Annotated in this window: 19 protein-coding genes; 16 read left to right on the top strand and 3 right to left on the bottom strand. The window is 64.9% G+C overall.

The window, feature by feature from the left end; all coding sequences use genetic code 11:
• Positions 1–6 precede the first annotated feature (6 nt).
• From pyrF to ACTIFK_RS07495, 4 genes are all read left to right on the top strand, one after another.
• Positions 7–744 (top strand): orotidine-5'-phosphate decarboxylase, encoded by a 738-nt coding sequence (gene pyrF, locus ACTIFK_RS07510; protein ID WP_439542433.1) that lies wholly within the window; start codon positions 7–9, stop codon positions 742–744.
• A 22-nt stretch (positions 745–766) separates the two neighbouring features.
• Positions 767–1,054: a DUF1330 domain-containing protein gene (locus ACTIFK_RS07505; RefSeq protein WP_439542432.1), complete on the top strand. Its 288-nt coding sequence runs from the start codon at positions 767–769 to the stop codon at positions 1,052–1,054.
• A 553-nt stretch (positions 1,055–1,607) separates the two neighbouring features.
• On the top strand, positions 1,608–2,333 hold the full coding sequence (gene trmD / locus ACTIFK_RS07500; protein ID WP_439542431.1) for a tRNA (guanosine(37)-N1)-methyltransferase TrmD: 726 nt from the start codon (positions 1,608–1,610) through the stop codon (positions 2,331–2,333).
• Positions 2,334–2,617: 284 nt separating this feature from the next.
• Positions 2,618–4,489 carry a monovalent cation:proton antiporter-2 (CPA2) family protein gene (locus ACTIFK_RS07495; protein WP_439542430.1) on the top strand — a complete coding sequence of 624 codons (1,872 nt, stop codon included), beginning with the start codon at positions 2,618–2,620 and terminating at the stop codon, positions 4,487–4,489.
• Here ACTIFK_RS07495 and ACTIFK_RS07490 read toward each other — a convergent pair.
• The gene (locus tag ACTIFK_RS07490) at positions 4,477–5,172 is read right to left on the bottom strand and encodes a TetR/AcrR family transcriptional regulator (protein WP_439542429.1); all 696 of its coding nucleotides are present in this window, start codon (positions 5,170–5,172) and stop codon (positions 4,477–4,479) included. The two genes, ACTIFK_RS07495 and ACTIFK_RS07490, sit on opposite strands and share 13 nt — an antisense overlap.
• Before the next feature lie 233 nt (positions 5,173–5,405).
• Here ACTIFK_RS07490 and ACTIFK_RS07485 point away from each other — a divergent pair, with 233 nt between their 5' ends.
• The 3 genes from ACTIFK_RS07485 to ACTIFK_RS07475 all read left to right on the top strand — a co-directional run bounded on the left by ACTIFK_RS07485 (position 5,406) and on the right by ACTIFK_RS07475 (position 9,443).
• Positions 5,406–6,575: an HlyD family secretion protein gene (locus tag ACTIFK_RS07485; RefSeq protein WP_439542428.1), complete on the top strand. Its 1,170-nt coding sequence runs from the start codon at positions 5,406–5,408 to the stop codon at positions 6,573–6,575.
• Between the two features lie 32 nt (positions 6,576–6,607).
• Positions 6,608–8,221 (top strand): DHA2 family efflux MFS transporter permease subunit, encoded by a 1,614-nt coding sequence (locus tag ACTIFK_RS07480; protein WP_439542427.1) that lies wholly within the window; start codon positions 6,608–6,610, stop codon positions 8,219–8,221.
• A 112-nt stretch (positions 8,222–8,333) separates the two neighbouring features.
• Positions 8,334–9,443: a type III polyketide synthase gene (locus ACTIFK_RS07475; protein ID WP_439542426.1), complete on the top strand. Its 1,110-nt coding sequence runs from the start codon at positions 8,334–8,336 to the stop codon at positions 9,441–9,443.
• 11 nt (positions 9,444–9,454) lie between these two features.
• Here ACTIFK_RS07475 and ACTIFK_RS07470 read toward each other — a convergent pair whose 3' ends face one another.
• Entirely contained in the window at positions 9,455–9,976 is a 522-nt protein-coding gene (locus ACTIFK_RS07470) for an isoprenylcysteine carboxylmethyltransferase family protein (RefSeq protein ID WP_439542425.1), read from the bottom strand.
• 184 nt (positions 9,977–10,160) lie between these two features.
• On the opposite strand from ACTIFK_RS07470, the gene rplS reads away from it, so the two are divergent.
• From rplS to trxB, 5 genes are all read left to right on the top strand, one after another.
• Positions 10,161–10,829, top strand: a complete 669-nt coding sequence (rplS, locus tag ACTIFK_RS07465) for a 50S ribosomal protein L19 (protein WP_439542424.1) — start codon at positions 10,161–10,163, stop codon at positions 10,827–10,829.
• A gap of 240 nt (positions 10,830–11,069) precedes the next feature.
• The gene (gene map, locus ACTIFK_RS07460) at positions 11,070–11,897 is read left to right on the top strand and encodes a type I methionyl aminopeptidase (RefSeq protein WP_439542423.1); all 828 of its coding nucleotides are present in this window, start codon (positions 11,070–11,072) and stop codon (positions 11,895–11,897) included.
• A gap of 11 nt (positions 11,898–11,908) precedes the next feature.
• Positions 11,909–12,673: a RadC family protein gene (gene radC / locus ACTIFK_RS07455; protein WP_439542422.1), complete on the top strand. Its 765-nt coding sequence runs from the start codon at positions 11,909–11,911 to the stop codon at positions 12,671–12,673.
• A 9-nt stretch (positions 12,674–12,682) separates the two neighbouring features.
• Entirely contained in the window at positions 12,683–13,570 is an 888-nt protein-coding gene (locus tag ACTIFK_RS07450) for an alpha/beta fold hydrolase (protein WP_439542421.1), read from the top strand.
• Positions 13,571–13,744: 174 nt separating this feature from the next.
• Entirely contained in the window at positions 13,745–14,725 is a 981-nt protein-coding gene (gene trxB / locus ACTIFK_RS07445) for a thioredoxin-disulfide reductase (protein ID WP_439542420.1), read from the top strand.
• A 46-nt stretch (positions 14,726–14,771) separates the two neighbouring features.
• On the opposite strand, the gene ACTIFK_RS07440 is transcribed toward trxB, so the two are convergent.
• Positions 14,772–15,635, bottom strand: a complete 864-nt coding sequence (locus ACTIFK_RS07440; RefSeq protein WP_439542419.1) for an SMP-30/gluconolactonase/LRE family protein — start codon at positions 15,633–15,635, stop codon at positions 14,772–14,774.
• Between the two features lie 268 nt (positions 15,636–15,903).
• Between ACTIFK_RS07440 and ACTIFK_RS07435 the strand changes: the two genes are divergently transcribed.
• The 4 genes from ACTIFK_RS07435 to ACTIFK_RS07420 all read left to right on the top strand — a co-directional run bounded on the left by ACTIFK_RS07435 (position 15,904) and on the right by ACTIFK_RS07420 (position 19,975).
• A complete protein-coding gene (locus tag ACTIFK_RS07435; protein WP_439542418.1) occupies positions 15,904–16,806 on the top strand; it encodes a LysR family transcriptional regulator in 903 nt (300 codons plus the stop codon).
• Positions 16,807–17,243: 437 nt separating this feature from the next.
• A complete protein-coding gene (gene leuC / locus ACTIFK_RS07430; RefSeq protein ID WP_439542417.1) occupies positions 17,244–18,650 on the top strand; it encodes a 3-isopropylmalate dehydratase large subunit in 1,407 nt (468 codons plus the stop codon).
• A gap of 97 nt (positions 18,651–18,747) precedes the next feature.
• On the top strand, positions 18,748–19,158 hold the full coding sequence (locus tag ACTIFK_RS07425) for a metallopeptidase family protein (protein WP_439542416.1): 411 nt from the start codon (positions 18,748–18,750) through the stop codon (positions 19,156–19,158).
• 277 nt (positions 19,159–19,435) lie between these two features.
• Entirely contained in the window at positions 19,436–19,975 is a 540-nt protein-coding gene (locus tag ACTIFK_RS07420) for a hypothetical protein (protein ID WP_439542415.1), read from the top strand.
• The last annotated feature ends 92 nt before the right edge of the window (positions 19,976–20,067 follow it).

Below are 20,067 nucleotides of genomic sequence, written 5' to 3'. Positions count from 1 at the left end.
GACCTCATGAGCAGCACCGCAGCCCGTGATCATTTGATTGTTGCGCTCGATATGCCGACCGTGGAAGAGGCGCGCCGGCTGGTCGTCGAACTCGGCGACACGGTTTCGTTCTACAAGGTCGGGCTCGAGCTGCTGTTTGCAGGCGGTCTCGATCTCGCGCGCGACCTCAAGCGCCAGAACAAGAACGTGTTTCTCGACATGAAGCTGCTGGACATCGGCAACACCGTGGAACGCGCGGTCGCCAATGCGACGGAGCTCGGAATCAACTTCCTCACCGTCCACGGGCACGATCTCAAGACGATGCGGGCCGCCGTCTCGGGGCGGACGGGCAGCAGCGTGAAGCTGCTCGCCGTGACGGTTATGACCAACCTCACCGCCGACGACATCCGCCAGCAGGGATCGACGCTGGCGCCCGCCGACCTCGCGCTGCGCCGCGCCGAGCTCGCATATGCGGCCGGGTTCGACGGCGTGATTGCGTCCGGCCAGGAGGCCGCGCGCATTCGCGAGGCGACAAGTCCGAAGTTCCTCATCGTCACGCCCGGCATCCGGCTGCAGGGCAGCACGACGGACGACCAGGAGCGCGTCATGACACCCGAGAATGCCATTGCGGCGGGCGCCAATCACATCGTCATCGGCCGGCCGATTACGCAAGCCGACGCGCCGAAAGCGGCCGCGGAAAAATTCATCCAATGCATCGAGGACGCGCTGGCGAAAACGGGCAGCGGTTCGGCGACGTCGCACTGACAATCAGAAAAGGGGAACGCTCATGCCTAAGGGTTACGTGATTGCGCACGCCGTGGTGACGGACGCGGAGAAGTGGGGCCAGTACGTGGTGAAGTCCAAGGTGGCTCTCGACAAGTTCGAGGGCAAGCCGGTGGTGCGCGGCGGCAAATGCCAGATCATCGAAGGCAATGGAACGCAGCGCAATGTCGTGCTGGAATTTCCGAGCTACGAGCACGCGCTCGGCTATGCGACGAGCCCCGAATATGCCGAGGCCAAAGCCTTGCGGGCCGGCGCGGGCACGCTCGACATTACTGTTGTCGAAGGCGTCTGACGCGACCGGAGGTGGAGACGGTTCGGCTCGGGAAAAATTGGGACGGGATATTTTCCTATCCGACTTGTCAGTGGGCGAGTCGGTGGTCAAGCTTTGTTAACCCCACGCCAATTACGGTGGTGATGGAGCTGATCGATGACGAAGATTTTCTATCGACTCGAGGACTATTTCGATGCGCTGGCCCAGCATCCACGGGGCGCATTGGCGTGGTCGAGCCGATCCCTTTGCACCGTGTTCGGGTTCGCCGGCGACCTTTTCCGGAGCCGAATCAGTCCGGCGAGATACTCGCCTTTCGATGTGGACACCGCGCGCTAAGTCCGAATTTAGGGGTCCCTGAGCCTCCTCTCGGGCCGCGTCGTCCCGGGCACTCAATCGACCGCGGTGGTCGAGAAGCGGTTTTCAATTTCCCTTCCGTGCCGTAAATCTGCCCAACGCTCGCTGGTGCGTTTGATCCGGTAGCTCTCGGATCGACGCGCTTAGTTTCGTTTTTATCGCATTTTCTCATGGCGAATCGTCTCCACCTCGTCGGAAAATGCTCAAGCCGGATGACGTGATGCCTCATAGTCCGACCGGCACTGGCCGTGCGCCGTGGCGTGCGTCGGTGCTTACTCTTTTTCCGGACATGTTTCCTGGGCCGCTGGGCTTCTCGCTCGTTGGGCAGGCGCTTGCGGCGGACCTGTGGTCGCTCGACCTGCATCAGATCCGCGACTTCGGGATCGGGCGGCACCGGGCCGTTGACGACACGCCCGCCGGTGGCGGGGCCGGCATGGTGATGCGCGTCGATGTGCTGGCCGCGGCAATCGACGCTGCCCGCGAGACGAGCGGCGACCTGCCGCTGTTCTACCTTTCGCCGCGCGGGGCGCAGCTCACGCAGGCGCACGCCCGCGCGTTATCCGAGGGGCCGGGCGTGATGCTGCTGGCCGGCCGCTTCGAGGGCATCGACGAGCGGATCATCGCAGGCCGCGGGATCACCGAGATCTCCATCGGCGACTATGTGCTGTCCGGCGGCGAACTGGCGGCGATGGTGATGATCGACGCCTGCGTGCGGCTGATCCCCGGTGTGCTCGGCGCCGAGGACAGTCTGACGCACGAGAGCTTCGAGGACGGACTGCTCGAGTATCCCCACTACACGAAGCCGCGCGATTGGGAAGGCCGCTCGACGCCTGATGTGCTTCTCTCCGGCGACCACAAGAAGATCGCCGACTGGCGGCGCGAGGAGGCAGAGCGCATCACGCGCGAGCGGCGTCCGGATCTTCCTGGGCCGCGACCTAAACGATAGTCGTTCCACCTCGAAAACCTTGCCCATCACAGGCTGTCCGTATTCTCTGCGTGCGCCTCTTGTGGGGAATTCGCGTGTGAGGGATTTGCGCAGCGCTCCAGGTTCACACTCTGGCGGCGGGCTTAAGCCTAAACGGTGGCGTACGCGGGTCACATCGTCGACCCGAAACTCCGTCTACGGCATGCGCGACAGCGCGTTGACTTGCGCGTTCCGGCTGCGGCGCTTAATCGAGGAACACCCCTAGGGACTGGGGATGGCTCTTTCGATCCGGAGACGACGCTGCCATGGATGCTCACGCGACGCTTGTCGGTCTCGATTCTGCTGTGGCCCTCCTCACCGCGAGCGTGGTGGCGGTGCCGCTGTTCCGGAAGCTCGGGCTTGGCTCCGTCCTCGGCTACCTGACGGCGGGGCTTGCCGTCGGGCCGTTCGGCATCGGCCTAATTTCAGATCCCGTGTCCGTTCTCCATGTGGCCGAACTCGGCGTCGTGATGTTCCTCTTCATCATCGGCCTTGAAATGAAGCCCGCGAAGCTGTGGGCGCTGCGGCGCGACATCTTCGGGCTTGGCCTGGTGCAAGTGCTGACCTGCGGCGCGTTGCTGAGCGCGGTCGGGGTCTACCTCGGCGGGCTCTCGATACCGGTAGCGGTCATCGGCGCGATGGGCTTCGTCCTGTCGTCAACCGCGGTCATCATGACGATGCTCGACGAGCGCGGAGAGACCGCACTGCCCGCGGGCCAGCGCGCCGTCTCCATCCTGCTGCTCGAAGACCTGTCGATCGTGCCGCTGCTGGCCCTGGTGGCGGTGTTCGCCGCACTCGACGGCTCGGGGCCGAATTCGGAGCAGGCGGTTTGGCTCAGCGCGGCGATGGGCCTTGCGGCGCTGGTCGCGGTGGTCTTCGCGGGGCGCTGGCTGCTCAACCCGTTGTTCGCGCTGGTGGCGAAGCTCGGCGGCCGCGAGATCATGTTGGCGGCGTCGCTGATGGTGGTGCTCGGCGCGGCGCTCGTGATGCAGTGGGGCGGCCTGTCGATGGCGATGGGCGCCTTCCTGGCAGGCGTGCTGCTCTCTGAATCCGCGTTCCGTCATCAGCTCGAAGCCGACATCGACCCGTTCAAGGGCCTGCTGCTCGGCCTCTTCTTCATCAGCGTCGGCATGTCGCTCGATCTCGCACTGGTGGCGCGCGAGTGGGCGGTGATCCTCGCTGGCGTGCTGCTGTTCATGGCGACGAAGGCCGCCGGCATCTACGTCATCGCGCTGCTGTTCGGGGCGAAATGGCGGGAAGCGTTGCAGCGCGCGGCCCTGTTCGCGCAAGGCGGCGAGTTCGCGTTCGTACTTTATTCGGCGGCGCTTTCGGCGGGCGTGTTCGATCAGCGGGTGGCGGCGGTCATGAGCGCGATCGTCATCCTTTCGATGGCGCTGACGCCGCTGATCCTGATCGGCGTCGACCGCTTCATGCCCAAAGACAAGGTGTCGCTCGAGGGCGTCGAGGTCGCCGAAGATCTTACGAACCGCGTGCTCATCATCGGCTTCGGGCGGTTCGGCCAGCTCGTCAGCCAGCCGCTGCTGGCGCGAGGCGTGGATGTCTCGCTGATCGAGATCGACGTCGACATGATCCGCGCCGCCGGAAACTTCGGGTTCAAGGTCTACTACGGAGACGGCACGCGCCTCGATGTGCTGCGGGCGTCGGGCGCGGAAACCGCCGAAGCCATTCTGGTCTGCATCAACAATCCGGAGGCCGCGGATAAGATCGTCGAGCTCGTGAAAAGCGAGTTCCCGGTCGCGAAGCTGTTCGTGCGATCGTTCGACCGGGGCCATACGCTGCGTCTGATCGAGGCGCGGGTGGACTACCAGATGCGCGAAACGTTCGAGTCGGCGCTCGTCTTCGGCAAGGCCGTTCTCGTGGGGCTGGGGTTCGATCCGGTCGTGGCCGAGGACACGGCCCGCGACGTGCGCAAGCGCGACGAGGACCGGCTGGCCTTGCAGCTCGTAGGCGGTTTCACCGCCGGGCGCCAACTTCTACGCGGCAACATGACGACGCCGGAGCCCGAGCCCTTTACTCCGCCCAAGACCAAGGCGAAGCCGCTGAGCCCGGACACCGCCGACGTGATGGAGGAGAAGAAGGCCGAGGCCGGCGGAGTGAAGGTCGATCAGGCGCGGTAAGCGGCCAGGAAGACGCGCACCGCGGATCCGACCACCTTCTGAACCTCGTCCTCGGTGGCGGGCTCCTTGGTCACGGCGTAGAGCCGCGGACGAAAGACCATCGCCTGGGCCAGCTCCAGGAACTGCACGGCAGCGAGGAAGCTGTCCTCGACCCTGAGATTGCCGCGGGCGTTGTGCTTCTCGATGAACGCAGCAAAGGCGTTCGCAAGGCGTAGGGGGCCTGCCTCGAAGAACTCGTTGCCGATCTCGGGCATGCGCTCGGCGACGCCGATGACGATGCGGTGCGCTGCCACGACGAAGGGCTGAGAAATTTTGCGCAGGATCTCGGATCCAAACGCGAGCAGCATCTCCTCAAGCGGCTTATCGGCATCGAGCATTGCGATCATCTCGGAGATGTTGCGGTCGCGGCGCTCGCCACACACTGCGGTGAACAGGTGCTCCTTGTCCTCGAAGTAGACGTACAGGGTTGCCTTCGAGACGCCGGCTTCGCGGGCGACGTCGCTCATGCTCGCGGCATCGAAGCCGAGGTTTGAGAACACGCGGCCGCCGCCATCCAGGATTTGCTGGCGCTTTTGCGGGTCGGTTCCGGCCGGCGGACGCCCGCCGCGACGCTGCTCGACGGCGTCAACCTCCGCGTGCGCGCTGTCATCGTTCTGATGTTTCACGGGATTTTCGCTAGCCATGGCAATCTCTCTAAATGGAACCAAACGGTTCAGTTTGGTATTGATATCGGCGCGGTTTCGCCCTATGTCAACTCTCGAACTGAACTGTACGGTTTATTTTGCATTCTGTCAGGACGATCACAATGTCCACCCAAGACGCTCGCCGGAAGGATATTTCGCAACTGAGGGCCGTGCGCCCGGACGAGGACGCCCGTCCATCGGCCCCAGGGAGTAAGACGGCCCCAGAAGCTCGTGTGACCGAAACGCCCACGGGCGAGGAGCCCGCCGCACGTGTCGCGGAGACGGCGGCGCCCGTACAAGAATCCACGACAGCTCATGCGCCGCGATCGCGCAAAAAGCTGTTGCTTGGCGCAGCCGGCGCCCTGGCCATCGCGGGGGCGGCGTGGTTCGCCTACGACTACGTCACCGTCGGCCGTTTTATCGTTTCGACCGACGATGCGTATGTCGGCGCTGACATGGCGATCATCGCTCCCAAGATCGCAGCCAATGTCGCGGACGTGCCCATCGTCGAGAACCAGGCGGTCAAGAAGGGCGACGTGCTCGTGCGTCTTGATGACGGCGACTTCCAGCTCGCGGTCTCGCAGGCCGATGCCAAGCTCGCGACGCAGCGGGCGGCAATCGCGACGTTCGACGCGCAGGTCCGCGCCGCGGAGGCAACCGAAGACCAGATGCGCGCTCAGCTCGATGCGGCCAAGGCGACGGTGGCCAAGTCGCAGGCGGATTACGAGCGCACCAAGCCGCTTGCGGATCGCGACTACACGTCGAAAGCCACGCTCGATGCCGCCATCGCGGCGCGCGACACGGCTGTCGCGCAGCAGAAGGCCGGCGCGGCAGCCATCCTCTCCGCCGAGGCCAACATTGCGCTTCTTAAAGCGCAGAAGGTGCAAGCGGAGCACATCGCGAAGGAGATCGAGGTGTCGCTGGCGCAGGCCAAGCGCGATCTGTCGTTCACGCTCATCCGCGCGCCCTTCGACGGCATCGTCGGCAACCGGAGCGTTCAGGTCGGTGATTACGTGACGGCGGGCAAGCGGCTCGCGGCCATCGTGCCGCTCGATAAGGTCTACATCGATGCCAACGTCAAGGAGACGCAGCTCGCGGGCATCAAGCCGGGAGAGACCGTCGAAGTGAGAGTCGATGCACTCGACGGCCCGCCGTTGAAAGGCGTCGTCGACAGCATCGCGCCGGCGTCCGGCTCGCAGTTCTCGTTGCTGCCGCCCGAAAATGCCACGGGCAATTTCACCAAAATCGTGCAGCGCGTACCGGTTCGGGTCGTCGTGCCGGCGTCGGAAGCTCAGGGTCGTCTGCGGCCGGGTCTGTCGGTGGTCGTGGGGATCGACACGCGGACGGCTCCAAAGGCTGATGCCGGGGCAAACGCGCAAGATCACGGCGTTCGCGTCCAGTAGACCGCCAAGCCGCCAGAGCGCGGGAGTTAGCCATGGCCCAGTCCACACCGTTTGACCCTACGACGTTCGACGGACCCCCGACAGCGGGACGCGAGGCCAAGAAGCTCGCCTGGATCGGCGTGACGCCGCGCGAGCTGGCGGGCTTCCTCGCCATGGTGTTCGGCATGTTCATGGCGATCCTCGACATTCAGATCGTCTCGGCCTCGCTCTCGGAGATCCAGGCCGGACTGTCGGCCAGCGGCGACGAAATTCCGTGGGTGCAGACGTCCTACCTGATCGCGGAAGTGGTGATGATCCCGCTTTCGGGTTTCCTCGCCCGTGCGCTTTCGACGCGCGTGCTGTTCACCGCTTCGGCGATCGGCTTCACGCTCGCGAGCCTGCTCTGCGCCACGGCGACGACGATCGACCAGATGATCGTCTACCGCGCCATCCAGGGCTTCATCGGCGGCGGCATGATCCCGAGCGTGTTCGCGGTCGCGTTTTCGCTCTTTCCCGCATCCAAGCGCAATATCGTCTCACCGATGATCGGCCTCGTGGCGACGCTCGCGCCGACGATCGGGCCGACGGTCGGCGGCTATCTCAGCAACGCCTTTTCATGGCACTGGCTGTTCCTCGTCAATGTCGGGCCGGGCATCATCGTCGCGATCGCGGTGTTCACCCTCGTCGATTTCGACAAGCCCGATCATTCGCTGTTCCGCCGCTTCGACTACATCGGGCTTTGCGCCATGGCGCTGTTCCTCGGCTCGATGGAGTACGTGCTCGAGGAAGGCCCGCGCTACGATTGGTTCGACGATACGACCATCGCGGTGCTCGGCGTTCTTTGCGTGCTCGGCGGCGTGTTGTTCTTCTGGCGCGCCTTTACGGCGGTGCAACCGGTTGTCGAGTTCCGCGCCTTTCGAGACCGCAACTTCGCATTCGGCTGCGCTTTCAGCTTCATCATGGGCATCGGCCTCTATGGCCTGACCTACCTCTATCCCGTCTATCTCTCGCAGGTGCGCGGCTACGACGCGCTCATGATCGGCGAGACCATGTTCGTCACGGGCGTGGCCATGTTTTTGGCCGCGCCGCTCGCGGGCCGCCTGTCGCAGGCGATGGATCCGCGGGCCATGATGCTCGCCGGCTTCATGGGCTTCGCGCTCGGCACCTATATCGCCTCCGGCATAACCACCGACTGGGATTTCTACGAGCTGCTTGTGCCGCAAATCCTGCGCGGCGTCTCGCTGATGATCTGCATGGTGCCGATCAACAACCTGGCGCTCGGCACGCTGCCGCCGGATCAGCTCAAGAACGCGTCCGGCCTCTACAACCTGACGCGTAATCTCGGCGGCGCGGTGGGGCTTGCCTTGATCAACACCGTGCTCAACCAGCGGATGGACCTGCACCTCCAGCGGCTGCACGAAAGCGTCGCCTGGGGCCGCGCCGTCGCGGAGGATACGCTGGCTGGGCTCGCGCAGCGGCTGTCGGCTCAGATCCCGGATGGCGATCTCGCGGCGGTGAAGCAGCTTTCGCGCCTGGTGCGGCAACAGGCCGAGGTGCTGGCGTTCGCCGACGTGTTCCTTGTGCTGACGGCGATGTTTGCCGGGATGGCACTGTTGGCTCTGTTCATGAACAAGCCGGCAGATGGTGTGCCGGCGTCCGGGCACTGAACATCCCTACTCACCAGGCGAGGCGCTGTCTCAAGCGAGAATTGGGCGCTGTTCCCCCGGGAACAGCGAGACGACGAAATTTGCAGTTGTCTCGCATCCTGGAGACCCATACATGCCGAAGCTCGCACCGCAGGACGCCCCAAGCGTCCGCGACAGCGCTGTCCACAGGCGGGGGCGCGCCGTCGATGTTTTGTCGATCGCGACCGCGAACCCGCCGATCAAGCTGCGCCAGGAGGATGCGCTCCAGGTGGCGAGGTCCGTGTTCCCGCAGTTTGCGCGGCTCGAAACGCTATTTGCCAACACCGGCATCGACTTCCGCTACAATTGTCAGCCGCTCGAATGGTACCAGGTCCGGCACAGCTGGGAGGAGCGGACCCAGGTCTTCCAGCAGCACGCGGTGGATCTGATCGCGAAAATTGCCGTCGAGGCGACGGAGCGCGCCGGCCTCGAGCTGCGTGACATCGATGCTCTTGTCACCAACACAATCACCGGCCTCGCCATCCCGAGCCTCGATGCGCTGGTGATGAACAGGCTCGATTTTGCGCCGACCGTCGAGCGGACGCCGATCTTCGGGCTCGGCTGCGGCGGTGGAGTGGCGGGGCTCGCGCGGGCGGCGCGTCTGGCGCAGGGCCGGCCCGGTACGAACGTGCTGTTCATCACTGTCGATCTCTGCAGCTTGTGCGCGCGGCCCAATGATCCGAGCATCGCCATGTTCGTCTCCGCAGCGCTGTTCGGCGATGGTGCGGCGGGTGTGGTGCTCAGGAGCTCCGAACGGGGCGAGGAGCAGGCTAAGGCGCGCATCCTCACTTTCGGCGAACACCTTTGGCCCGAGACGCGCCACATCATGGGCTGGGACATCAAAGACGACGGCTTCGGCGTGGTGCTGAGCCCGGAGCTGCCCGCGCTCATGCGCGACCAATTAGGTCCGGCGGTGCATGAGTTTCTAGACCGCAACGAGATGGAGCTTCCGGATTTCAAAGGATTTCTCGTTCATCCCGGTGGGCGCAAGGTGTTGGAGACCGCCGAGGAGGTGCTGGGTATCGAGCGGGAAAAGATCGTCTATTCGTGGGACGTGCTGCGAGACTACGGCAACATGTCGTCGGCGACGGCGCTGTTTGTACTCGAGCGAGCCATCAAGGCCGGCGCCGTGGGGCTGCATCTCCTGGCCGCGTTCGGGCCTGGCTTCTCTGCCTATTTCGCGGCGCTCGACCTCCTGGCCTAGGGCGGATGGGCCTATACGCCGGATCGGCGACGCGCCGCCAGCGCCTCGTCCTCGAGGGCGATTTTGTAGGCGAGCACGGCCGTCCAGACAGCACCCATGATGATGCCGAGCGCGTACGCGCCGAACACGGCCGGCAGCAGAAACGTTTCGGCGATGGTCACGGCGTAGTTGGGATGGCGTAGGAACTTGTAGGGTCCGCGCCGGATGATGGGCGCGTCCGCGAGCGTGAAGATGCGGTGGGTCCAGAAGCGACCGAGCGTTGCGATGACCCAGTACCGCACGCCCTGAAGCGCAAGATAAGTCAGTGCCAGCAGGGTGGACACCTCCGCCGCAGGCGGGATGAGAAAGACGAGGCTCGCGATCCATGCGAGGTGGGTCGTCGCGACAACCGGGTAGTAGCTGCGTCCGGCTTCCGTAGCGCCGGCCGCCAGCAGGGCGCGGGTGTTGCGGGCCGAGTAAATCTCCTCCGCTGCCCGTTGCAGGAGTACGAGCAACGCGGCTATCTGAGGGGCCCCAATGGCGTCGGGCAGCATGGGTGGTCCTCGTTCAGGGGCCGGCCGGCTACCCCTCGACAGGGGCTTGTATTTCGGCTATAGGCCGGGCCAACTATTTCCCATCAAGGGTCTGCTCCACAAGGGGCCGCACGAGCCGTGCACGCGGACGACTGTCCCGGCGCTGCTCCTCTGCATTGAAAAATATAATGAAAAAGGAAGAACCATGAACATTATTCAGCAGATTGAGCGCGAGCAGATGGATGCCGTGCTCAAGACCCGCACCGTGCCGGAATTCTCTCCCGGCGATACCGTCAAGGTCATGGTGAAGGTGATCGAAGGCGAAGGCGCGAAGCAGACGATCCGCCTCCAGGCCTACGAAGGCGTCGTGATTGCCCGCTCCGGCGGCGGCATCAACGAAAGCTTCACGGTCCGCAAGATTTCCTACGGTGAGGGCGTGGAGCGCGTGTTCCCGATCTACTCGCCGTACATCGCCGAAATCGAAGTTCTCCGCCGCGGCAAGGTTCGCCGCGCGAAGCTTTACTATCTCCGTGGCCGCCGTGGCCGCGCCGCGCGCATCTTCGAGCGTACGGACGTTCGCGCCCGCCGCCTCAACGCGGCCTGGAAGGGCTTCAAGAAGCCGAAGGGCGAGGCCGACGACCTGACCAAGATCAAGGGCATCGACGCGGATCTTGCCGCGCGCCTCAAGACGCTCAACTGCTACAAGCTCGAGCAGGTCGCGAATTTCTCGGACGAGGATATCGCGAACGTCGACGAGGCCCTGAAGCTCAAGGGCCAGATCGAGCGCGACAACTGGGTCGGCGAGGCTCAGAGGCTGATCGCGGAAGCCACGGCGGGCGAAGTGCCGGCTGAAGAGGGCGAAGCGAACGCTTAAGGCCTCTCCGGTGCCTGTTTGGCTCCGGTTTTGAAATACGCAAGCGGCGGCGCCTCACGGTGCCGCCGTTTCGCTTTCCAGGTGCGGCGTTTAACGGCCCGTTGCGGGCGTTGCACGGCAAGCGAATTGGATTACATTCATAGTCTGATCACGACACTCATGGTGTGATCAGGCTGGCCCGCTACGATTGCGATGCGCGGGCGGCCGCTTCCCCGAATGGTACAGACACCGGCATAATTGATGTCCAACGTCGAACTCTCCCGGACTGAACTTCGCGAAACCAGCGCCATCAAGAAGCATGGCCCGGAAGCCTTTGCGGCGATGCGCAGGGCCGGCCAGCTGGCTGCGTCGGCGCTCGACATGATCGCGCCCTACGTGCAGCCGGGAGTCGCGACCGAGGTTCTCGACGCGAAGGTGCTCGAATTCGCGCTCGATCACGGCGCGATCCCGGCGCCGCTCAACTACCGCGGTTTTCCGAAATCGATCTGCACTTCGATCAATCATGTCGTGTGCCACGGCATCCCCGGGCCGAAGCCGCTGCGTGAAGGCGATATCGTCAACATCGACGTGACGCTGATCGTCGACGGCTGGCACGGCGACACCAGCCGGATGTACGCCGTCGGCGCCATCAGCCGGCGCGCCGAGCGGCTGATCGAGGTCACGTACGAGGCGCTGAGACTCGGCGTCGAGCAAGTGAAGCCCGGCAATACCATCGGCCACATCGGTGCGGCGATCCAGGCGTACGCCGAGGGCGAGCGGTGCGGCGTGGTGCGCGATTTCTGTGGTCATGGGCTCGGGCGCGTGTTTCACGACCGTCCGAACATTCTGCATTATGGCACGGCGGGCGAAGGCGCCGTGCTCGAACCCGGCATGCTGTTCACGATCGAGCCGATGATCAATCTCGGCAAACCGCACGTGAAAGTGCTTGCGGACGGGTGGACGGCCGTTACGCGCGACCGCGAGCTGTCGGCGCAGTTCGAGCATACTGTCGGCGTGACCGAAACTGGGGTGGAAGTGTTCACGCACTCGCCGGCCGGGCTCGAATGGCCGTCGGTCGTGAAAGGATAGCGGACGTTTCGATGCAGGATCCCGGTGCGCGCGACGCGAAGGTGAATGCCGACGACAAGCCGCCGGATGAGACTCCGGATCAAGCATCGTTTCTGGAAGCGCCGCAGCCGCTCTATTCCGGTCATCGCGAGCGATTGCGCGACCGGTTCCGCAAGGCGGGCGGAGAGGCGCTGCCCGATTACGAATTGCTCGAAATGGTTCTGTTCCGCGCCATCGCGCGGCGCGACACGAAGGACCTCTCCAAACGCCTGCTGGCGCGCTTCGGGTCGTTCGCGGGCGTCGTCAATGCGCCCGACGCGCGCCTCAAGGAAGTCTCGGGCGTCGGCGATGCCGTGGTGACGGAAATCCGTCTGATCCGGTCGGCCGCGCTGCGACTGATGCGGAGCGAGATCTCGTCGTCGCCCGTGCTTTCCTCCTGGACCCAGGTGCTCGACTATCTGATGGCCGCACAGGGCTACGAGCAGCGTGAGATCTTCCGCATTCTCTTTCTCGACAAGAAGAACCGGCTGATCGCCGACGAGGTGCAGGGCTTGGGCACGGTCGACCATACGCCCGTCTACGTGCGCGAGGTCGTCAAACGAGCGCTGGAGCTGTCGTCGACCGCGATCATCCTGGTGCACAACCATCCATCGGGTGACCCCACGCCGTCGCGTGCGGACATCGACATGACACGCCTGATCGCGGACGCGGGACGACCGCTCGGCGTGCTCGTGCACGATCACGTCATCGTCGGACGCTCGGGCTGCGCCAGTCTCAAGGCGATGCGGCTGGTGTAGGGGGCGGCGGTGACGGCATTCTACGATCGAAGCCAGCGATGCCGGCCCGTCTCCTACGAAAACCTTCCGCCGGGGCGCGCGGGAGATCTCGCCTACACGCGCTTTTGCAGCCCCAAGTGGTCGTCGCGGCGGAGCCACGATCATGCGGTGCTGACGGAGCGGGCCCGGTTTCACCTCCGGCACGCGCACTGGATCGAGGTTCCGACCACCGAAGGGCTGGTGCAAGCTTATGTGTTCGAGCCGGACGGGGGACGCGACCGCGGCAGCGTACTGATCGCGCACGGCTGGACGAGCGAAGCGTCGTTCATGGCCGTGTTCGCCGAGCAGCTGCGCCGGGCCGGATTTCGGGTTGTCGCCTTCGACCAGCCGGCGCATGGGCGCAGCGCCCAGGAGCGCGCCAGCCTGATCGATTGTTCACGTGCTCTGCTGCAGGTGGCGGAAACTTTGGGGCCGATCCGCTTTGCGGTCGCGCACTCGATGGGCGGGCTCGCCCTGCTGCTGGCGGGCGAGGGCGGTCCTCCGATGGCGCGAGCGTATCCCTTCGAGCGCTATGTGCTCGTGTCCGTGCCGAATGCATTCGGCGTCGTCACGCAGGAGTTCGCGGAGGAGCTTTCGCTGCGGCCGGCGGCGGCTCGCGCCTACGAGCGGCGGCTGGAACGGATCGCGCACCGGCCGATCGCCGAGTTCACGGCGGCGCGCCTGCTCGCCGCGACGGGGCGCCCCGCGCTGGTGATACATGCCCGCGACGACACGGAGGTCAGCTTCTCCCATGCCGAGGAAATCGTGGCGCAGTGCCCGGCGGCCCGTCTCAAGGCGTTCGACGGTTTGGGGCACAGGAATATTTTGTTCGCGCCGCCGGTGATTCGCGCGGCGCTGTCCTATCTCAGCGCGGTTTGACGCCACGTGCATTGCGTTTGGCAGGGCTCGCGCCGCCCGCCATCCTTGCTTATATGAGAGCAGCCTCGCAGGGGGATTCGCACGCCCGAGCGCCGCTGGACGACCGCCCTTTTACTGGGTGGCTTCGTTCACAGGGTGGCTTGGCAGCGCGGTCCGGCGAACAGAAGGGTCGTCATGAGCAACGCCAAACACGCACGCGTCATTATTCTCGGGTCCGGCCCGGCCGGCTATACGGCTGCGATCTATGCCGCCCGCGCCATGCTGTCCCCCGTCATGATCCAGGGCAACCAGCCCGGCGGTCAGCTGACGATCACCACAGATGTCGAGAACTATCCCGGTTTCGCCGACGTGATCCAGGGGCCGTGGCTCATGGAGCAGATGCGCGAACAGGCCGAGCATGTCGGCACCGAGATCGTGATGGACTACATCGTGAAGGTCGATCTTTCGCAGCGGCCATTCCGGCTCGAGGGCGATTCCGGCGATCACTACACATGCGACGCGCTGATCATCGCGACCGGCGCGCAAGCTCGCTGGCTCGGCATCGAGAGCGAGCAGACGTTCAAGGGCTACGGCGTTTCGGCGTGCGCGACGTGCGACGGCTTCTTCTACAAGGGCAAGGAAGTCGTGGTCGTTGGCGGCGGCAATACGGCCGTCGAAGAGGCGATCTTCCTCACCAACTTCGCCAGCAAGGTCGTCGTCGTGCATCGGCGCGATCACTTCCGCGCGGAGAGGATCTTGCAGGACCGGCTGTTCAAGAACCCCAAGGTCGAGGTGGTGTGGGACAGCGCGATCGAGGAGATCGTGGGAACGCAGGAGCCGCGCTCGGTTTCGGCCGTGCGGATCAAAAACGTCAAGACGGGCAAGATCACCGAGCGCAAGGTGGACGGCGTGTTCGTCGCCATCGGGCATGCGCCGGCGACGGAGCTGTTCAAGGGACAGCTCGAGACCAAGCCGTCGGGCTATCTGATCACGGCCCCGGATTCGACGGCGACGTCCATTCCGGGCGTATTCGCGGCCGGCGACGTGAAGGACGATATCTACCGGCAGGCGGTGACTGCGGCCGGCATGGGCTGCATGGCTGCGCTCGAAGCCGAGAAGTTCCTGCATGTCGGCGTGGCCACAACGGCTGCGACCACGCACGCCGCCGCGGAATAGCGGGAAATGCCCTCTCCCCCGTTCGCAACAGGGGAGAGGGTTCGCCTCAGAACTTGTAGGCGACGACCTTGCCCGCGACCATCAGCGGGATGATCGCCGTGCGCGTGGCGGGGATGTAGCCGAGATCCGCCGAGCCCTGGCCGAGCGAAAGCAGTTCCTTGGCGTCGCCCGCGCGCGTGATCTGGAAAACCTTGCCGGCGACCCAGTCAGTCACGAGGTAGCTGTCGGCATCGAACGGCTCGAGGCCGTCGAGGTTGCCGATCGGCTTGCCGTTGCCGAGGTCGGCAATGGTTTTGTCGGCGAGGCTCACGGTCAGGAGGTGGCCGGGCGTCTTGGTCGAGAAGTCTGCTTCCATCGCGCCCCAGGCGGCCACGATCAGCTTGTCGCCCTCGACGAGGAGCCCGTTCGGGTTGGCCAGCTTGTCGGATTCGAGCCACTTTTCGAACGTGCCGCCTTCGAGCCGCCAAATGGCGTTGCCCGGCCAGTCGGACGTGTAGACACGGCCTTCGCCGTCCACCGCGACGTCGTTCAGGATCTTCGCGCCGGCCGCTTCGTGCTTGGTGACGATCGCGCCCGAGCCGACGTCGATCTCGACGAGTTTATCCAGGTCGGCGACGTAGAGCTTGCCGCCGGTGAGGGCGAGGCCCTTGGGGGAATCGAGGCCCGTCACCCATTTCTCGGCCGTCACCTTGCCGTCCAGCGACAGCTTGGAGATGTAGCCGTTGCCGTCCCGGTCGGCCGGGCCGCCCGCGACGTTGCTGACGTAGATGGTGCCGGACGCCGTGTCGGCGAGGGCGGACTCGGGGTTCTGGAAACCCGTGGCCTCCCACAACTTGGTTGGCGTGTGACTGTCGCCGCAGGCGGCGAGGGCCGCGGTGAGTGCAAGAGCGGCTGCTGTCTTCAATCTCATCTCGATTTTGACCTATGCTGGCGGCGCGGAAGGGTAATTTCCAGGCTCATTGGTTTGGAAGTGTCTCAGATATAGGCATCGGGCAGGGCCCTTGCCAACGGGCGGTTACACCTGCGGTACAACCGCGCCGGTATGCATTTTCTGATGGCAAACGATCCGTGTTATCTAATAATTGCATTGCTCTGAGGACGGTGCGTATACGTCCCGCTTTGATTTGCGCACTCATTGCTCCAATCGCCGTTTCATTCGCCTCACCGAGGATTGCCTCATGGACTGGGACAAACTCAGGATTTTCCACGCGGCCGCAGCCGCGGGCAGCTTCACCCACGCCGGTGATGCCCTCAACATGAGCCAGTCGGCGGTGAGCCGGCAGGTTTCGGCCCTCGAACGCGACCTCAAAGTTTCGCTGTTCCACCGCCATGCGCGCGGTCTCGTGCTGACGGAGCAGGGAGAACTGCTGTACGGTACGGTCGCCGAGGTGATGACCAAGCTCCAGACCGCCGAGACGCTGCTGGCGGACACGACCACGAAACCCTCGGGACTGCTCAGCATCGCGGCGCCTGTCGGCCTCGGGACGGTGTGGGTGTCGCAGCGCCTGCGCGAGTTCATGGACCTCTATCCCGAGATCCGCATCGAGCTGCTGCTCGACGACGACCAGATCGACATCGCCATGCGGGCGGCGGATGTCGCGATCTGGACCCGCGAGCCGGATCAGCCGGATCTCATCCGGCGGCCCTTGTTTTCGGCGCAGGTGCGGCCGATGGCGTCGGCCAAGTACACGCGCCGCTTCGGCGTGCCGGAAACGTTCGCGGAGCTCGACAATGGCGTGCATCGCATCCTGACCTACAGCGGTATGCCGCCTCAGCTGCTGCCGGCCATCAGCTGGCTCGAGACGGCGGGGCGTCCCGCAGGGGAGCCGCGCGAGGCCGTGCTCAAGACGAACAGCGTCGTGGCGATCAAGCAAGGCGTGCTGGCCGGCATCGGGATCGGGATGATCCCGGACTACATGACGGAGCAGGACACCGATCTCGTACCCGTGCTGACGAAGTGCGAGGTACAGCCGCCGAGCCTGCCGGTGCTTTTCGTCTACCCGGAAGAACTCAAGGGTTCGAAAAAGGTGCAGGTGCTGCGCGACTTCCTGGTCGCCAAGGCGCGGCACTGGCGCGAATAGCGGCCAACGTCGCCTGCTGGTGCGTTGTGGGGGTGACGACGATCCCCGACGCGCGATGATCCATCGTCATATGATCCAAACACTGGGAAGTCCGTATCAGGCATATCCGGAGCGGCGTCCCGTGGGTCAACGCCACCACCCCAGGTGTGCCGTGCCGGTCAGACTTGGCCGGGCCGTTTCTGGCCCGGCCATTTTCAGTCGGCGCCGCCCGCCTCATGGCGGGCCTGGGGAGGGCCTTGGGCCGCGCAAAACGTCGCGATCCGGGACTTCGCCGCCTGCTGATGGGCTTTTTTTGGCTTGCCGATTTGCAACTCGGCGGGCGAAACGCTATCTCATGCGTCTCATTGGATTGTCGTGCTTCCCTTGGAGCGCCGGTCCGCGCCCGGCCCGTGCCGGGTCCGGCTCTCCGTCAGCACTTTTGCCTCCGGACACCGATCATGGCCAAAACGCTCTACGACAAGATCTTCGACGACCACGTGGTCGACCGGCAAGCCGACGGCACCTGCCTGCTCTACATCGACCGCCATCTCGTGCACGAGGTGACGAGCCCGCAGGCGTTCGAAGGGCTGCGGATGTCGGGCCGTAAAGTGCGTGCGCCGGAGAAGACGCTGGCGGTGGTGGACCACAACGTGCCGACGACCGACCGCACCAAGGGCATCGCCGACGAGGACAGCCGCATCCAGGTGGAAACGCTGGCGATGAACGCGCGCGACTTCGGCGTCGAATACTTCCATGAGCGCGACAAGCGCCAGGGCATCGTGCACGTGGTCGGCCCCGAGCAGGGCTTCACCTTGCCGGGCACGACGATCGTGTGCGGCGACAGCCATACCTCCACGCACGGCGCGTTCGGCGCGCTGGCGCACGGCATCGGCACGAGCGAGGTCGAGCATGTGCTCGCGACGCAGACGCTGGTGCAGCAGAAGGCCAAGAACATGCGCGTGACCGTCGACGGCAAGCTGCCGCCGCACGTGACCGCGAAGGACATCATCCTCGCCATCATCGGCGAGATCGGCACCGCAGGCGGCACCGGCTCGGTGATCGAGTATGCGGGCGAGGCAATCCGCGACCTGTCGATGGAAGGCCGCATGACGGTCTGCAACATGTCGATCGAAGGCGGCGCCCGGGCCGGCATGATCGCGCCCGACGAGAAGACCTATGCCTTCATCAAGGGCCGTCCGAAGGCGCCCAAGGGGCAGGCCTGGGATATGGCGCTCAAGTACTGGGAGACGCTCAGCACGGACGAGGGCGCGCACTTCGATCGCGAAGTGCGTCTCGATGCGACCAAGCTGCCGCCGATCGTGAGCTGGGGGACGAGCCCCGAGGACGTCGTGTCGATCGCCGGCGTCGTGCCGAACCCGGCCGAGGTGGCCGACGAGAACAAGCGCGCCTCAATGGTGCGGGCACTCGATTACATGGGCCTCATGCCCGGCACCAAGATCACCGACATCCCGCTCGACGTGGTGTGGATCGGCTCGTGCACGAACGGCCGCATGGAGGACCTGCGCGAGGTCGCCCGCATCGTCGAGGGCAAGTCGATCTCCGACCGTCTCGCGTATGCGATGATCGTGCCGGGGTCCGGTCTCGTGAAGGAGCAGGCCGAGGCGGAAGGTCTCGACAAGATCTTCACGGCGGCGGGCTTCGAATGGCGCGAGCCGGGCTGCTCGATGTGCCTCGGCATGAACCCGGACCAGTTGAAGCCGGGCCAGCGCTGCGCCTCGACCTCGAACCGCAATTTCGAAGGGCGTCAAGGCTACAAGGGGCGGACCCATCTCGTCTCGCCCGCGATGGCGGCTGTTGCCGCGATCACCGGCCACTTCGTGGACATCCGCAGCTGGCAGGCCTAAGGCGCTCGCGAGGTCGCCAGCGCGCTTGCTCTCGGGCGGCGTAACGGCCTATCTCTCGCGTTCGCACGTTTCATGGTGCGGATGCGGGGAGAGCGGGATGGCGGCGGATCTGAAAGCGGCGACGGCGCCCAGCCTTGCGGAATTCGAAGTGATTGCGGCTGCCGCCTGGGAGCGGATCGAGCCCGAGTTCCGTGAGGTCTGTCGCGACCTCGTGATCCGGGTCGAGGATTTTGCGCTCGACGAGGTCCTGGACGAGCTCGACATCGAAGATCCGTTCGACCTGATGGGCCTCTACCAAGGCCTGAGCCTCGACAAGAAAAGCTCGCTCGATGTGCCGCGCGAGCCCGACATGGTGTTTCTCTACCGGCGCGCGATCCTGGATTACTGGGTGGAGAGCGGGGAAACGCTCGGCGAGATCATCACGCACGTGCTGGTGCACGAAATTGGCCATCATTTCGGCTTTTCCGACGACGATATGGAAGAGATCGAAGAGGATGCCGGACCCTGAACAGGCCGTCCCCTCGGTGGCGGCGCGCGGCAATTCAGCCGCAGTCCGCAGGCCGATTGGGGCACAGGTATTCCGGACGAATGTTAACTTTTGCAGTTGATGGTTGTCCTGCTAGGGTGGACCAACATTCTCGACGTGATGCGCACTTCCGGTGATCTCGCTTGATCTCATTAGGATTATCGTGCCCGAAGCCGTATTCGGCCGTGGCACGGGGCGAGCAGCATCCGGCGTGCGTTCGACACCACGAGGGGTGTTCGACAGTAGGGTGGGGTGCGATTTGACGACGGCTCATCGTCCCGTGTTGCGAGTGTTCGGATGGGTCGCCGCGGGTCTTTTTCTCGCCGTGACGGTGCTTGGTCCGCAGCCTGCTCGCGCAGAGGATGTCCCTTCTCCCGATGAGTATGCCGAGCATGTGGGCGGCGACGCCCACGTCCTCCAGCCCGGAGAGCTGAAGCTCGACGGGCGCCAGCAGGTGTGCGGCCAGCGCCCGACCGTGATCGACAGCCAGCTCGACGACTACGGCGCGGCCTATCCGGGCTTTCTGATCCTCAATCCGAAGCTGCTCGCCAAGGTCTCGACGCCCGTCAAGCTTTGGATCTATGCGCATGAATGCGGGCATCAATTCCGGGGACCGGACGAAGAGACGGCGGACTGCTTCGCCGTGCAGCGCGGGCGGCGGCAGGGATGGCTGGACGAGACCGGGCTCGAGGAAATCTGTCAGTTCATTTCGCCGTCCAAGGGCGACAGCATGCATTTCGCCGGGTCGCACCGCTGTTCCTATATGCGCCAGTGCTTCGCCGATCCTTCGATCCGCTGACCCGGGGCCGTCCCGGGGGCCGCCCGGTGACGTTCAGTTGTCCCCGGCAACCGGCCGCGGCCTAAAATCGGGCGTCCCAGTTCCGTCGGGCC

The organism is Hyphomicrobium sp., assembly GCF_051860585.1.
GTDB lineage: Bacteria > Pseudomonadota > Alphaproteobacteria > Rhizobiales > Hyphomicrobiaceae > Hyphomicrobium_C.
The sequence above is the reverse complement of the archived record's forward strand: the minus strand, read 5'-3'. Positions and strand labels throughout refer to the sequence as shown.